We start from the raw sequence: 15,641 nt of genomic DNA on the forward strand, positions 1-15,641 counted from the left end.
TTCTTTTACCCTCCTAATTTCTCAATGTTGCTGCGCGCATAATTGCTTCCTGGCTCGCTTCTTCGATAGAAAGTTCACCAGTCTTTCTGCCTTCGCACATGACAACGATCCGATCGCTCATTCTCAACACCTCTGTCAATTCAGAGGATATCATAATAATGGACTTCCCTTGTGCTACCAGTTCATTCATCAGATGGTAGATCTCACTCTTGGCACCCACATCGATGCCTCGGGTAGGTTCGTCAAAAATCAGGATATCACAATCCCGGACCAGCCATTTGGCAATAACGACTTTCTGCTGGTTACCGCCGGACAGGCTGACTACTTTCGTATCCACGGTAGGCGTTTTGGTCTTTAATTTGTCTACATATTCCACCGCAGCTTCTTTTTCTTTGTTCTTATCTATAAACAACCCATTGGTAAAGTGCTCCAGTGAAGCCATCGTGGTATTTTCCGCAACGGTCTTTTCCACGATGATACCATATCTCTTACGGTCCTCCGACAGATATCCGATACCGGCGTTAACGGCATCCTGAGGGCTCTTGATCACTACCTTTTCTCCGTTTACAAAGATCTCACCGCTGTCGATCTTATCTGCTCCGAAGATCGCCCTGGCCGTCTCTGTCCTGCCGGCGCCCATCAGTCCGGAGAATCCCAGGATCTCGCCTTTTCTCAGATCGAAACTGACGTCCCTTACCATCTTACCGGCATTTAAGTTCTTCACGCTCAGCACCACCGGCGCGTCGTCCGGTACATTGCTCTTTTCCTTCGGATCTTCGTAGATCACACGTCCGACCATCATGTTAATGATATCGTCTTTCGTGCACTTCTCGGTGATCAGTGTTCCCACATACTCACCATCACGCATAACCGTTACCCGGTCTGTTATCACCTTAATCTCATCCATACGATGGGAAATGTAAATGATCCCCAGATTCTTCGCCCGCAGGTCACGGATGATCTTAAACAGCTCGTCGATCTCCGCTTCCGTCAGAGCCGCTGAAGGCTCATCAAAAATAATCACTTTCGCATCTCTGGAAATTGCCTTTGCGATCTCGCACATCTGCTGTTTTCCAACGGTTAAGTTCCCCATCCTCTCCGCGGGATTGATCTTGATATTCAATCGCTCAAACAGCTTTGCCGCTTCCTCGTTCATCTTCTTATCATTAATCAGCTTGCCGTTCATCTTCTCGCGGCCGATGAAAATATTCTGCGCCACCGTCAGATGGTTCATCATATTCAGTTCCTGGTGCACGATGGATATTCCAATATCCTGTGCCTCTTTCGGGGTGGCAAAGTTCACTTCCTGCCCCTCAAAAGTGATTGTTCCGCTGTCCTTGGAATAAATGCCCGTCAACACTTTCATCAACGTGGATTTTCCGGCACCATTCTCGCCCATCAACGCATGAACTTCTCCCTTTCTCAGGTCAAAGTCTACTTCCTTTAGTGCATGGACACCTGGAAAGGACTTGTCTATCCCTTTCATTGTCAATATTACGTCGCCCACTATCTCACCATCCATTTCTCTTCAGAACTCGTTACTGTCTCTCTGATATGTGTCTATTATATGTCTAAATTATGAACGTTTTAATAGAGAATCTTATGGAAAAGGGTAAAAATCTTACGAAGTTGTAGAATATTTTCCCCCTGTCCTCTTTTTCGGGATCTACTTCTGTTTTATGGAGGAAATTACGATTCTTGACATTATTTTCTGCCCGGTCAGATTCTATCGAGTCCTTTAAAGCCCTGATGTACAAGAATTAAGTATTGAAGGTCTGTTATCCCTATTAAGAATTGAACCGTTCTCCTTGAGATATATGCAAGAACATAAAAAAGCAGCGCTCGAAAATACCTCGCCGAAAATTTTCATATATGGCTCATAAGCTCCCATAATACGGCTGCTAAGTTCTCATAGTAAAAAATATATATCTCAAGGAAGAACATTATTATTCGATTATCAAGAACTATTTATCAAAAAATGGGAACAAAAGCTTCTGATTCTGCTCTGTATACATATTCTCTTTCGTGATCAATTCCGAACCGGAGTCAATAACCGGTGGGACATTTTCTCCCTTCAAAACCTTTAACGCTGTTTCTACAGCCAGATAACCCATATTAAAAGATTTTTGAACCACGATAGCCTGAAAAACCCCTTTTTCCAGAAACTTAATCTGTTCTAACGAGTTATCGAATCCGATCACTTTCACCCGTTGGGATACCGCGCCCTGTATTTCGTCAACAGCCCTGGCCGCGCCTACGGCGGAATACTCGTTCAGACCCGCGATATAATCCAGATCCGGATATTTTTCCAGCAGATCCTTGGTAAGCCGGTAGGCCTTCTGATAATTCGAATCACAGTAGACGACTTCCACGATCTGATCTTCGTAAGGGCCAATTCCTGCCCGGAGGCCTCTCTCCCGGTCTATGGCCGTTGATGCGTCTTTTACGTGGCTGACGATGGCGATTTGGGAATCGTCATCCAGACTCTGCTGCATGAATTTCCCCATCTTCATGCCGGCCGCGAAATTGTCTGTGGCGATCAGGGCGTCCGCCACATCCTCGTCCACTCCAGAATCCACGAAAATAAGCTTAATACCGCTTTCTTTTACCTTTTTTACCATCTCAGTTGTATTCGTGTACGAGATCGGAGATACTGCGATCACATCGGCTTTGCTGTCGATAGCATTCTGTATCCGTCTGTTCTGGTCCTCATAGTCGGTCTCGTTGGTTCCGCCATCTATGACCAGATCGATGTCATAATCCTTAGCCGCCATGTTGGCCCCCTCGATCAACGCGGTCCAGAAATCGTTGGTCTCGTCAATGAGCTTCGGGATATACACCATATGGATCACTTTTTTCTCCTTGTGCGTCTGTATATTGTAAATAAGAAATAAAAGGAGACTAAGGCACAGGATACTGCTGACTATGATCAGCCACTTTCTATAGCTCTTCTTCATTTTCTTCCTCCCACGCAGAGTTCGGGATCCGGATCGTTACGGCAGTCCCTACATTCAGCTGGCTTTCATAGGTCAGGCCGTACTCCGGCCCGTAGTAAAGACGCAGACGCTTATTCACATTGCCGGCTCCTACTCCGTTTGACTTCCTGTTCGTTTTCTTTTCAAATACGTGGGCCAACTGTTCTTCGGTCATACCGATCCCGTTGTCCTCCACACGGATCACGATAATAGAACCCAGATTGCGCCCTGTCACCCAGATCATTCCCTTTGTTTCCTTATATTTAATTCCATGGTAAATGGCGTTTTCAACCAAAGGCTGAAGTACCAGTTTTACGATCTTAAGGTCAAGGACATCCGGATCCACATCGATAGAAAATTCCAGTCTGTCCTGATAACGCATCTTCTGGATCGTCAGATAGCTGCGGGTGTACTCTACCTCGTTTGCGATGGTCACGATCTCTTCTTCATTGCTGATGCTCTGGCGCAGAAGTTTCGCCAGCGAAGAGGTCATCAGTACAACCTCACGGTTTTTGCCGCCTTCCGCCATCCAGATAATGGAATCCAGGGTATTGTATAAGAAGTGGGGATTGATCTGGGACTGCAGTGCCATCAGCTCACTCTTCCTCTTCTGTTCCTGCTCTTCCATATTTTGGATCATCAGATGATGGATCTCCTTTGTCATAATATTGAAGGAATTTGTCAGTGCCGAGATTTCATTGTGGCCAACCGTTTTAAGCGTCACATTCTCAAACTGCCCCTGCTCCACCTTTTTCATGGACTTCACCAGGGCCTTCATAGGCTTGGTTATCATACTGGAGAGCAGAATCGCGATCAGGACCGCCGCCACAAAAAGCGCCGCGGCGATCAGCATATAGGTCAGCTGTGTCTCCTTACGGTTTCCCAACAATTCTTCCAGATAGGCTACCCCCACTACGGTCCAGTGGGTGCGGTCGGATTTTGATATGGTATATAATTTACTGTTATCCCCTTCATCCGTAATAAAGGAGTTGGTCTTAGAATTGCGGACTTCGTCCACCCTCTCGGTTTTCAATCCGCTGTACAGCAGATGCTGCTGGGGATGATAGACGATACCCCCGTTTTCCTCCACCACAAAGATATAACCCTTGCTTCCAAGGCTTATTTTTTCGCAGAGATCGTTAATGGAGCTATAGTTAAGATCCACAAAGAATACCCCTTCTACCTGATTACTCACCGGGTTCACTAACCCCCTGCTCAATGTGACCACCCATTTATAATCATTCTGAACCACATTCTGCACATGGGAGCTGGAAATAACCGCCTCTTTATCCGACAGCAGCGCCTTCTGATACCAGTCCATCTCATGATAATCCATATAAGCATTCAGATTGTCCGTTCCATCGTTAATCAGGTATGCACCGTTATTGCTGATGATCCCGATGTTATAAATGTCCTCTCTGGAATCCTTCAAGGTCTTAAATGTATTCAGAAGCCGCTGGGTAATGGCCTCTTTATTATCCTCGCTGTTGTACCGGAACAGATAATTCCTGACATCCACGCTTCCGACCATCATATCGGACAGGTTGTCCATGTAACTGATATAGGAATCAATATCCGCATTCACCTGATCAATCAGCTGCAGGGTATAATTGGAAGAATTATTCAGCACCGTGTCCGTCGTGTAGTCAAGGGACAGCAGCAAAAACACCAGCAGTCCGGATACGATTAACGCAGAGAAAGAAACCAGGATCGTCGTCCGGATACTTCGAAAATGAAACAATGGATTCAGCTTCAACCGCCACTTCTCCTTCTCATCCTGCATAGGATCTCTTCTCTCTCGCATATTCCGTTGGTGTCTTGCCTGTAGTCTTTTTAAAAATACTGCTGAAATAATGAGGGTCGCTGTAACCGACCTCTTCCGCAATCTCGTAAGCTTTCATGGAGGTATTCTCAATGAGTGTTTTTGCTTTCTCCATCCTTTTCCTGGTCAAAGCTTCAATAAAAGTTTCACCGGTAAAATTCTTAAACACGGAGCTGAAATAACTGGTGCTCATCGCCAGATGGGTGCAGACCGAGTTCAGCGACACCTTAGGGTCCTTATAATTTTTATCAATATAATCCAGAGCCCGCAGTGCCTGGCGTTTGCAGTAGCTGTCCCTCTCATCGGACAGCGCCCTGGCAGCTTCCTGGCAGAAATCCAGCAGATGGTGCCCGATATCATCCAGATGCTCTTCCCCATAGATCCGGGACATCATCTCATTTTCCGTGGTGTAAATAGGACTGTCCGCCAGATCTGAATCATCCAGAACATTCATGACAGACATAATAATATTCTGCACATAAATCATACTCCGGTTTTTCGGCACATAAACATCTTTCAAGGCCTTAATAAAATCCAGCACTTCCCTGCGCAGTTCCGACTCATGATTGGACTTCACCGCCAGAACAATACGATCCGCCCATTCATTAATATTGACATTCCCGGGTTTTGACAGATTACGCAGTTCTTTCGCATACAGTACCTGTCCGCCGCCGGCAAGGAACCGGTACTCAAGCGCCATCTTTGTTCCAGAAAACGCTTCGCTCAGGCGGCTCATGGTGCCTACGGTATTGCCAACCCCCAATGTCACTTCCAGTTTCAGCAGCCGGTAAATCGTCTCTTTGACCGTCTCGCAGAATTCTGCGGTTCTCTCTTCCAGATCGCTTTCCGACGCTCCGGCCAGTATCATGATCGTCTTGTCCTCCACATTTTGGAACGCCACACCGTTTCCAAAGCTGTTTACCAGCTCTTCGGTCACATTAAAGATCGCGAACAGGGCCAGATCATTCTTCTCCTCCGGATAATTATCCGTAAACGCGCTTAGATCATCCCCCTCAATCATAACCGTGGTAAAAGCCCGTCCCTCCAGGCAGATACCGAACTCCTCCATTTTATCCCGTATCTCTTCCTTCAGCCGTTTCCCCAGCAGAAGACTGTTCAGAAAGCGTCCTTTCAGAACCGGCAGGTTGCTCATATAAGCTCCCCGTATTTTCTTAATATTCTGGCTCTGGAGGTTCTCCTCATCCAGGCTCTCTTTAATCTTCATCAGCGTCTCTGTGAGTTCAAAAGCAGTAACCGGTTTCAATACATATTCCACCACCTGATACTTCACCGCCTGCTTCGCATATTCGAATTCATCATACCCGCTGATAATAACCACTTTGGTATCCGGATAATTCTCATACACAAATTTCGTCAGTTCCATGCCGTCCATATACGGCATATAAATATCCGTCAATAATAAATCCGGAGGATTCTTCCGGATTTCTTCCATCGCTTCACGTCCATCTTTACAAGCCCCAGCCAATTCAAACCCCAGCTGCTCCCACTTGATGTTCTCCTGAATTGCCTCACGAATCAGAACTTCATCATCCACCAATAAAACCCGGTACATGGCTATCCCTCCCAAGTTTAATCACTTGTCTCTTATTTTACCGGATATATGGAATTTGCGCAAGGGGCCGGAAAGCTTCGCTGGCTATTTCCACGGAGAGGCAGGGACAGACCGGCCCCGGCAGACGAAGAGGAGCGCCGACCAAACCGGTCGGCGCTCCTCTTTGTCTGCCGGGGGCGAGTCTGTCCCTCAGCATCATTCCTGGCACTCCAGGCTCTGCGCAGTTCTCTTACAAAGCCTCAACCTCAACCCGCTCATAAATTTCCCGCATATCCTCAGGGCGGTAATGCCCTGTTGTGGTCGTCAGCGTATTGGCAGCGGAGACCGCGACTGCGTACTTCAGGGCCTCTTCCAGACTGTATCCACGTTCAAAGCCCACCGCAAAGGCGGCTACCATCGAGTCGCCGCAGCCTACGGTGTTGATGGCGTTGACGGCCGGAGGGATCGCTTTGCGGATTCCCTTATCGGATACGCAGACGGCGCCCTCCTTCCCCAGGGAGACTACCACATAGGGAATACCCATATCATGGAGTCTGACGGCTCCCTGGATGATGTCATCCCGGTTGTTTAGGGATATGTTGAGAAGGGTTTCTATCTCATCCGCGTTGGGTTTGATCATGTCAGGCAGAGCTTTGATCCCTTCGGTCAGCGCCGCACCGCTGGTATCCAGGATCACTGTCTTTTTTCTGTCTTTGGCTATGCGGATCAGGGCGGCATAGATATCCGCCGGGGCACCTTGGGGGATACTGCCGGACAGCGTGATCACGTTACTTTTGCCGACAATGGATTCGTATTTTTTCAGGAAGGTGCCGATCTCTTCTTCGGAGACCGGTTCTCCAGGCTCCAGGAATTCGGTAGAAACTCCGTCCTGGGACAGGATGTTCAGACAGTTTCGGGTTTCTTTCGCCGTATGAACAAAGTCGTATGTGATGCCTGCTTTGTCAAGCATCTCTTCCAGGAGAGCACCGGCATGGCCGCCGCAGAAACCGGTCGCCAGTATTTCTTCTCCGCAGATTTTGATTACACGGGCTACGTTTAATCCTTTTCCGCCGGCTGTATTGTTACAGCTTTTCACCCGCATAACGGTCCCTTTTTTTACGTCCTCGACTTGATAAGCCTTGTCTATCGATGTGTTTAGTGTGACTGCTGTTATCATATGGCCTCCTATTTTTGGGTATAGCCGTCCCAGCCCGGAATCTCTCCTCCCAGGTCCCACAGGTCTTCCCAGTCGCCTGCGCCTTCCCAGAGGAATACCTGCCCTTTGATCAGACGGCAGTTTTTGTCCACACCTCTCAGAAGCTCTAATTCTTCTTCGGTCAGAGGATCTTCGAAGCTGCAGCGCAGGTTGCTTATGTATTGGTCCCGGTGAATGGAGAACGGGATCGGTGTGTGGCCTCTTTGTACCGCCCATTTCAAGCATACGATGGCCGGATGCACACCGTGGGCTTTTGCGATCGCCTGTATTTCCGGCAAATCGATGTCCGCGATATCGTCCGGGGTTGTATCTCTGTCCGGACGGGTCGGAGAACCGATGGGGCAGAAGCCGATGATCTCTATGCCGTTTTCTTTACAGAAATCGTAGAGTTCCGGCTGCTGGAAGCAGGGATGCAGTTCCATCTCGTTGACAGCCGGCTTGATACGGCAGTCTCTTAAGATTAACTGGAGTTTCGGAATCGTTACGTTGGATACGCCGATGTGTTTCACCAGTCCCATGTCAACCAAACGCTCCATCTGCCGCCAGCATTCCATAAATTCTTCATGAATGTACGGCCTGGAATTCGGATTTCTGGTGTCCACATCACATCCCGGCGGATGATAGTTGGGGAAAGGCCAGTGGACAAAGTACAGATCCAGATAATCCAGCCTCAGATCCTTTAATGTCTTGGCGCAGGAGAGCAGTACATCTCCTTTTCCATGCATATCGTTCCATAATTTGGAGGTGATAAACAGATCCTCCCTCTTGATACCGAATTTCATAGCGTTTTCCAACGCGATACCTATTTTGTCTTCGTTTCCGTAGCATGAGGCACAGTCGATCAGGCGATAGCCGTATTTTACCGCGTCTTCCACTGCATTCGCTATATCGTCCGCTCCAAACCGGTCGGACCCGAAGGTTCCGATGCCGACTCCGGGCATTTTGGCCCCGGTATACAGGATCCTTTGCGGTACTTCTGCGGGATTGACCGCATCTTCGAGAATTTCATAGTTATCCATTTTACATTACCTCTTTTCTGGTTTGAATTTTAAATAATGAGCTTTTTGCTTCTATTCTTTCGGGCAATTCCCTCATCTTAGGCCTCCGAATCAATTAAAAGCTTTCCTTTAACCTGTCCGGGTACTTTATACATCGCAAACGCCTCGTCAATCTTACTCAGGGGGATTTTCCTGTAAATCAGGGACTCGTCAAATTTAAGCTCCCCCGTTTTAAAGTAATGAGCAGTTAATTCCCACTCCCTGCCCGGGAACGGAGCGCTGTAGGACATCCAGGAACCGGTCAGGGTAAATTCCTTGCGGTTCATATTTTCCCACTCCTTCACTGTGAAGGTCAGTTCTTTCGTGGGCGTCCCGATAAAGCATACTTCCGCCTTGTTCCCGGCGGCTTCAAACGCCATATGCATGGTCGCCGTATTTCCGGCGGTTTCATATACGTAGTCGTATCCTCTTCCGCCTGTCAGAGCCAGCGCCTTATCCATATAGTTCTCGTCCAGCGTGTTGATTGCGTCATCCGCACCCAGCTTTTTGGCAAGGGCCAGACGTTCCTCACTGATATCGAACACGACTGCCTTCCTGGCGCCGAAAATCTTCGCCCACTGCATCGTGAATAGTCCGATGGTCCCGCCGCCCAGGATCGCAACTGTACCGCCTCCCTGGTAATTTACACGCAGCAAGCCGTGAAGGGCCACGGTTGATGGTTCGAAAAAAGCTCCCTGCTCAAATGTCACATTGTCCCCGAATTTCACCGCGTTGCGCTCCGGCACCACCACGTACTCCGCGAAACTTCCGTATTCTCTGGAACCGATGAAGCTGTAATTCCTGCACAGCGAATAATTTCCCTTCTGGCAATCCTCACACTGCATACAGGGAACCAGAGGTACGCCGGATACCCGGTCGCCCGGCTTCACGCTGGTAACGCCGTCGCCGATCTCTTCCACCACTCCGGAAAACTCATGACCCAGCACATTGGGGAAGAAATGGCAGGCATCCCCGTTTACTCTCGGAACATCGGATCCGCAGATACCGGTATATTTTACCTTAATCAGAACCTGACCGGCTTTTGGGGAAGGCATCTGTATCTCCTCGTAACGGATATCCTCTCTTGCATGAACAACTCCTGCTTTCATGATCTAACCTCACTTTTTCGTTTTAGTCATAATTATTAAATAGATAAAATAGGTTTCTCTTACGAAACGCTCCGCCTGGAGCGGGCCGCTTCAGTGATATTTATGGAAGGTTCCCTTCAGATCCTCATATAGTTCCAGGTAAAGCTCCATAGATTTCTGATATAGACGGTGTTTTTCCATATCCGGCTTATGTTCTCTGGTGATGACGATCGTCTCCTTTACCGCCTGCGCGAAGTTATCATACACGCCCACTCCCACGCCGGCCAGTATCGCCGCACCCAGAGTGGTCGCCGTATCCGATGTGGGCACCCGGATCGTTTTCCCGGTTACATCTGCTTTGATCTGGGTCCACAGCCGGCTGTTCGCAGCCCCTCCCATAGCAACCAGTTCCTCTACCCGCACTCCGGTTTCCGCCGCAGTGATAAGATTATGCTGAAGCGCGAACGCCGCACCTTCCAACGCAGCCCGCACCATATGTCCTCTGGTCTTGTCAAATCCCAAGCCATAGAATACACCTTTGGCATCCGGATCCCAGATCGGCGAGCGCTCCCCGGACATATAAGGCAGGAAGACCACACCGTCGCTTCCGGCCGGAATCTTCTCCGCCAGTGCGGTCAGGTCGTCAAAGGAATCACCGGCTCCCAGTTCCTGTTTAAACCAGCGAAGGACTCCGCCTCCGCCTACCGTACCACCCTGAAGAAGCCACAGGCCCGGCACCACATGGGGGCCCAGAATCAGCTTCGGGTGCGGTGTCGCCCGGTCTACACAGATGCTCATCCCTCCCGCCTGGCCGCCCTGCTCCTGCGTCTGGCCCGGCAGGTATACCCCTGCGCCCAGCGTCCCGCACGCCGCGTCCAGACCTCCCGCTACTACCCTGGTCCCGACCGCCAGGCCGGTCTGGGCCGCCGCCTTTGCACTGACTGTCCCGATCACTTCATGGCAGGCATAGAGCTGCGGTACCTTTTCCACGGAAAGCCCCATATCCTTCGCAAGTTCCGCGTCATAGCGCAGTGTATTTATATCGAAAAAATGCAATCCATATCCCTGGCAGACCTCCTGGGACATCACGCCGGTCAGCTTCATCCCGATATAACTGTTGCTCTGCAGAAATTTATCTGTTTTTTTATAGACTTCCGGCCTCTGTTCTTTGAACCAGATCATTTTAGGTGTGGTATAAGCAGGCTCGAATCCATTGCCCGACACCCCGAAAATCCGGTCAAACCCGATCTGCTGCGTCACTCGCCCGGCAATCTCTCTGGCTCTTATATCCATCCAGATAGGTGTGTTATGTAAACATTTTCCCTCTCTGTCCACCGGTATACAGGACCAGCTCTGTCCGTCGATACCGATACCGGCGATCTGTTCCGGCCGTATCCGCGCCGTCCCGATGGTCTCCCGGATTCCTTTGCAGATCGCAGCCCACCATTCCTCCGGATTCTGCTCCACCCAGCCCGGATTCGGATAATAGATCGGATATCCCTGGTTAGACTGGGCCAAAACCTTACCGGACGGTTCAAACAGCGCCACTTTACACGCTGATGTTCCAATATCAATTCCCAATAGTAACTGATCCATCCTAATCCCCCGCTATCGACTTATCTTTCAGGCTTTGCCGTTACATCCGCAGACCTTCATACGGTTCATAACCAGCTGCTTTACATTTTCACGTCCCACGGCACCGTATTTCTTCGGATCAAAAGTTTCCGGAGCTTCTGCCAGTACTTTTTTTACTCCATCGCTGTAAGCGATCCGGAGTTCTGTTGCAAAATTCACCTTGCAGATTCCTCTTTTGATACTTTCCTTTACGGCATCATCGGACAACCCGGACGCGCCGTGCAGTACCAGCGGGATTTCCACTACCTTGCGTATCTCACTTAAACGTTCCAAATCCAGCCTGGGTTCCCCGCTATATACGCCATGAGCGGTTCCGATCGCCACAGCCAGCGAGTTCACACCTGTCCTCTCAGCGAATTCTTTGGCTTCCAGCGGATCTGTATAGCCGCCATTTCCCCCATCCAGATCGTCCTCTTTTCCACCCACTTTGCCTAGTTCCGCTTCCACGGAAACCCGGGATGGCGCGCACGCATCCACCACCCGCTTTGTCACGGCGATATTCTCTTCAAATACGCTGTGGGACCCATCGATCATAATGGAAGTATATCCGACGCGAAGCGCCTGCATGGCCAGTTCAAAGCTGCTGCCATGGTCCAGGTGGATCGCAGCCGGAATCCTGGAGTTCTTCGCCGCTGCCAGCGCACTGGAATAGTAGTAATCCAGGCTGGCATATTTCACTGTGGAAGGGGTCGTCTGCATAATAACCGGAGCGCCTAACTCCTCCGCCGCCGCCAGGACTGCCTGCACCATCTCCATGTTTTCTACATTAAAGGCGCCTACCGCATATCCTCCGTCTCTTGCATCCAGTAACATTTGTTCTGTTGTAACTAATGGCATACTCTTCTCATCCTTTCTTTTTATTCTTCATTAATTTTTACAGGTATATTTATGTAGATAACTACTACGCGGAAATCTTTTTATATTGTATGATTCATATCCTTTGATTTGGTTAATCCGTTAAGCAAATCAGTTAAGCAAATGGATTTATGGCTTATCCCTTTATGCAACAATAACTTATATATAGTGTCGATTTGTATCACATTTTATTTGTTTCCTTGACCTGAATTATTTAATTTCCTTAATGGAATCACCACAGATCAGTTCTGTCTTCAGATGAACACTAACCGGTTCGCCCTCTGTGTCAAATTCCAGGCGTTTCAGCATCAATTCCGCAGCCTGCTCCGCGATCTCATCCATGGGCTGCACCACCATCCATAGTTTGGGACGGATTACCTGGGAAAGCATCATATTATCAAATCCCACAATCGAGATATCTTCCGGAAACTTAACCCCGCTCTCATTTAACGCTACAATCGCCCCCAGAGTAATCTCATAATTACTCAGGAAGACCGCCGTAGGCCGTTCTTCCCTCTCAAGCAGTTCCTTCATTCCCCGGTAACCATGCTGCACAGAAAGTTCTCCCCGCTTGATCAGCCGGTCTTCGATCTTAAGGTTGGCGCTCTCCAATGCCTCAAAGTAACCCCGAAGCCGCTCTCTTGCCGTATACTCCTGATCACCGCCGCAGATCATACCGATTCTCTGGTGGCCTTTCTCAATCAATACTGAAACCGCTCCCCTAACCGCTTCGCGGTTATCGACCAAAACTGTATCGAACATGCCGTTACCGAATGTACGGTCTATTAATACAACCGGCACTTTCCGCTCGACCGCCGGCTGTAAATATTCCGCGTTTCCCGACGTGGGCAGTGTGATAATCCCATCCACCCGTTTATTCAGAAGGAACCGGATCTCCTGCTCCTCCAGTTTCAGATCGCCCCGGCAGTCACACACGATGGTCCCATAATCGTGCTGCCTCAGAATGTCTTCTATTCTGGCTATAATCGTACTGGCAAATATATTATCCAAATGATGGATCAGTACTCCGATCGTCTTGGTCTTGTTCTTGGCCAGCCCTCTGGCCACTTCGTTGACTTCATAGTGAAGTTCACGGATCGCCTGCTCGATCAGTGCCCGGTTCTCCGGCAGTACGTTACCGCCGTTCAGATATTTGGACACTGTAGCCAGGGATAGGCCGGTCATTTTTGTAATATCTCTTATGGTAGCTGCCACCCGAAAGTCCTCCTGTTCCTTGGTTCATGAGCGAACCGGTTCGCTCTATAGGTTTATAATATACCGGGGGTATGGAAATGTCAATCATTTCTTATGGCTTTTTAGTTAACCACAGTTCTCTGTATTTTTGGATTTTCAGGTCTATAATTTGTTGTCAAACCAGAATTCAAAAACTTAATCCTTCCCCTTCACAAAAATAGGGAAGAACCCTGGGAAGCGTGCGGATCCCTTCTCCCAGGGTTCTTCCCGGCCCATAGTAATTGCCCAAGCCAGCTCCTATTTATGATTCCTCAAATGCAGATAAACCGTATTTTTAGACAATCCCAGCATCTCCGCCACCTGCCCGACTCCATCTTTCAGATTGAAGATCCCCCGTTCATTCAGCCGTGAGATAATCTCCTTATTCACATTACTGGGAGAGATATCCTTATCACTGATTACCGTAGCCTTTTCCTGAATCACAGCCTTCTCGATGACCTCGGATACATTTTCCGCAAATGTCTCGGACACACTGTCATTTTTTACATCCGGTGAGAACGCATGAATCATGGAAGACAGCGGCATATCCAGATAGAAATTCATGCACATCAGGCCGATAATCCTGCCGCCCTCGCCGCGGATCGCGATGGTGCTGGCCTTAATGGGCGCACCGTTTTTGTTTTTTGCGAAATAAGTGGCATAAGGCTTCCTCTCGTCCTGGCTTATATTCGCCAGCATATTTAACGCCAGATCCGTGATCGGAGCTCCTTCTTTGCGGCCGGTATAATGTCCGTTTATGATCTTGATAACCGACCGGTCGAGATTCTCCAGACTGTGCAAAACGATTTCATATCCCTCCCCCAGGTAGTCGGAGAGTCCTTCCACATAGGTCTTGAACGCTTCCAGTATTGCACGGTCTGTTTCCGTTAACACGATATTTTGCTCATATTTCATAATGGCTCCTCCTGCCAGATTATCCTAAAATTCATGGAAAAGAGTACAGCCAGCGAAACTCTTTTTCATGAATAAAATATTACCGTACGAAACAGCCTCTTGTCAATTCAGATCTTACCGGCAGTTACCTGTCGTGAACCGCCTGTCTATTGTCTGTAAACACTCTTCGTATACGTAAAAAGAGCTGCTGCTCTATAGATGGCGGGCAGCGGTTTTAAAATCCGCCATCTACTTTGCAACAGCCCCTAAATTTAGTATATTATGAGATGCCTTTGTGCCGCGGCCTCACACTCACTCGACTGCATTCGCGATCACGTAGAGCATATCGCCGGGTTCCACGCCGCCATGCACCACCATATTGGTCATCAGGCCATTGCACGGGCAGATATCCCGGTGTATCACATCGCCGTTCCAATCGATAGTGTAGCCTAATTCCTGGCCCTCATACACCAGATCACCGCTCTTAATGTTAATAAAATGAAGCCCGCCCCTCTGGGCAAAGAGAACGTTGCCGCCGGAGTACACCGTGGGTTCTACCACCACCGGCTCGCCTTCCAGCATACCGATGGATTTCATTACATTTTTCAGAGCGTCACAGGCAAAGTCCACATGCTCCTTCACCAGTTTGCCTTCTCCTCCGATCTCAAAGAACACGGAGGGAATCCCCCTATGATTGGCTTCCGCTACGGCGGAGCCGCGGCCGGGATAGTTGGGCATCTGCGGGATCGTACCCTGGGGTACTTCCCAGATCTTCTCGGACATGAACATTCTGGCCAGCTTCCGGGTCTTCTCATCCACCGGTTCTCCGATGGGCAGGATCTCAATATTCATATCCAGGTCCTCATGCAGCTCACCGCCGTGCATATCCACATGCCAGTCAGCGATCGAGATAAAGGTATGGAAGATCCGCTCCGCCGCTTGTTTCGTAGGTGAAATTCCAAGATGCAGCTGATCTTTGCCGGAATCCTCGCCTTTCTGCTCTCCGGTAGGGAATACCGAATTCATATTCACCCCGTCTAACGGGGAACGGTTCGCATATTTGAACTGCAGCCCCATCACATTTTCCACATGGACCAGGATCAGGGTTCCCGCCACGTCCTTCGGATCGATCTCGTTGGAGAGACGGATCGTCGCTGCCATTCCGATGAGCTCGTTGGGATGAACTCCAGCCGTGACCGCCAGAATCGGGCCGTCCTTGGCACCGTTTATGACAGTAACCGGAACTTCGATCTTGTTGACCGTCATTTCCGCGGCCAGGAAGTTCCATTTTAACTTTGTTCCCTTGGGTATTTCCCGATTATCAATAAACACGA

At 49.2% G+C, this 15,641-nt stretch carries 12 protein-coding genes; all 12 read right to left on the reverse strand.

The genetic code is table 11. The annotated features are described in order from the left end of the window. Positions 1-13: 13 nt before the first annotated feature. Positions 14-1,507, reverse strand: coding sequence for a sugar ABC transporter ATP-binding protein (locus KTH90_RS05370; protein ID WP_158350803.1), 1,494 nt, complete (start codon positions 1,505-1,507; stop codon positions 14-16). A gap of 457 nt (positions 1,508-1,964) precedes the next feature. Then, complete coding sequence (locus KTH90_RS05375; RefSeq protein ID WP_238726398.1) at positions 1,965-2,957, reverse strand: substrate-binding domain-containing protein; 993 nt, start codon at positions 2,955-2,957, stop codon at positions 1,965-1,967. After that, entirely contained in the window at positions 2,941-4,758 is a 1,818-nt protein-coding gene (locus KTH90_RS05380) for a cache domain-containing sensor histidine kinase (RefSeq protein ID WP_238726399.1), read from the reverse strand. Before KTH90_RS05380 ends, KTH90_RS05375 begins: the two co-directional genes overlap by 17 nt. Then, positions 4,748-6,370 (reverse strand): response regulator, encoded by a 1,623-nt coding sequence (locus tag KTH90_RS05385; RefSeq protein ID WP_158350797.1) that lies wholly within the window; start codon positions 6,368-6,370, stop codon positions 4,748-4,750. Before KTH90_RS05385 ends, KTH90_RS05380 begins: the two co-directional genes overlap by 11 nt. Before the next feature lie 229 nt (positions 6,371-6,599). Beyond that, entirely contained in the window at positions 6,600-7,526 is a 927-nt protein-coding gene (gene pfkB / locus KTH90_RS05390; protein ID WP_158350795.1) for a 1-phosphofructokinase, read from the reverse strand. Positions 7,527-7,534: 8 nt separating this feature from the next. After that, positions 7,535-8,584, reverse strand: a complete 1,050-nt coding sequence (locus KTH90_RS05395; RefSeq protein ID WP_238726400.1) for an aldo/keto reductase family protein — start codon at positions 8,582-8,584, stop codon at positions 7,535-7,537. Between the two features lie 77 nt (positions 8,585-8,661). Next, on the reverse strand, positions 8,662-9,711 hold the full coding sequence (locus KTH90_RS05400) for a galactitol-1-phosphate 5-dehydrogenase (RefSeq protein WP_158350793.1): 1,050 nt from the start codon (positions 9,709-9,711) through the stop codon (positions 8,662-8,664). Positions 9,712-9,801: 90 nt separating this feature from the next. Next, positions 9,802-11,286, reverse strand: a complete 1,485-nt coding sequence (locus KTH90_RS05405) for a xylulokinase (RefSeq protein ID WP_158350792.1) — start codon at positions 11,284-11,286, stop codon at positions 9,802-9,804. 27 nt (positions 11,287-11,313) lie between these two features. After that, positions 11,314-12,162, reverse strand: coding sequence for a tagatose-bisphosphate aldolase subunit GatY (gene gatY, locus KTH90_RS05410; protein ID WP_238726401.1), 849 nt, complete (start codon positions 12,160-12,162; stop codon positions 11,314-11,316). Between the two features lie 228 nt (positions 12,163-12,390). Beyond that, positions 12,391-13,395, reverse strand: a complete 1,005-nt coding sequence (locus KTH90_RS05415; RefSeq protein WP_238726402.1) for a LacI family DNA-binding transcriptional regulator — start codon at positions 13,393-13,395, stop codon at positions 12,391-12,393. Between the two features lie 276 nt (positions 13,396-13,671). Beyond that, positions 13,672-14,328, reverse strand: a complete 657-nt coding sequence (locus KTH90_RS05420; protein WP_158350788.1) for a helix-turn-helix transcriptional regulator — start codon at positions 14,326-14,328, stop codon at positions 13,672-13,674. Positions 14,329-14,619: 291 nt separating this feature from the next. Continuing rightward, positions 14,620-15,639: a succinylglutamate desuccinylase/aspartoacylase family protein gene (locus tag KTH90_RS05425; RefSeq protein WP_158350786.1), complete on the reverse strand. Its 1,020-nt coding sequence runs from the start codon at positions 15,637-15,639 to the stop codon at positions 14,620-14,622. Between the last annotated feature and the right edge of the window lie 2 nt (positions 15,640-15,641).

It is taken from the genome of Diplocloster modestus, from assembly GCF_019042245.1.
GTDB lineage: Bacteria > Bacillota > Clostridia > Lachnospirales > Lachnospiraceae > Diplocloster > Diplocloster modestus.

Excerpts from the sequence above, each read along its gene's own strand:
- KTH90_RS05375 (WP_238726398.1), bottom strand. The coding sequence starts at position 2,957 with ATGAAGAAGAGCTATAGAAAGTGGCTGATCATAGTCAGCAGTATCCTG.
- KTH90_RS05380 (WP_238726399.1), bottom strand. The coding sequence starts at position 4,758 with ATGCAGGATGAGAAGGAGAAGTGGCGGTTGAAGCTGAATCCATTGTTT.
- KTH90_RS05385 (WP_158350797.1), bottom strand. The coding sequence starts at position 6,370 with ATGTACCGGGTTTTATTGGTGGATGATGAAGTTCTGATTCGTGAGGCA.
- pfkB (WP_158350795.1), bottom strand. The coding sequence starts at position 7,526 with ATGATAACAGCAGTCACACTAAACACATCGATAGACAAGGCTTATCAA.
- KTH90_RS05395 (WP_238726400.1), bottom strand. The coding sequence starts at position 8,584 with ATGGATAACTATGAAATTCTCGAAGATGCGGTCAATCCCGCAGAAGTA.
- KTH90_RS05400 (WP_158350793.1), bottom strand. The coding sequence starts at position 9,711 with ATGAAAGCAGGAGTTGTTCATGCAAGAGAGGATATCCGTTACGAGGAG.
- KTH90_RS05405 (WP_158350792.1), bottom strand. The coding sequence starts at position 11,286 with ATGGATCAGTTACTATTGGGAATTGATATTGGAACATCAGCGTGTAAA.
- gatY (WP_238726401.1), bottom strand. The coding sequence starts at position 12,162 with ATGCCATTAGTTACAACAGAACAAATGTTACTGGATGCAAGAGACGGA.
- KTH90_RS05420 (WP_158350788.1), bottom strand. The coding sequence starts at position 14,328 with ATGAAATATGAGCAAAATATCGTGTTAACGGAAACAGACCGTGCAATA.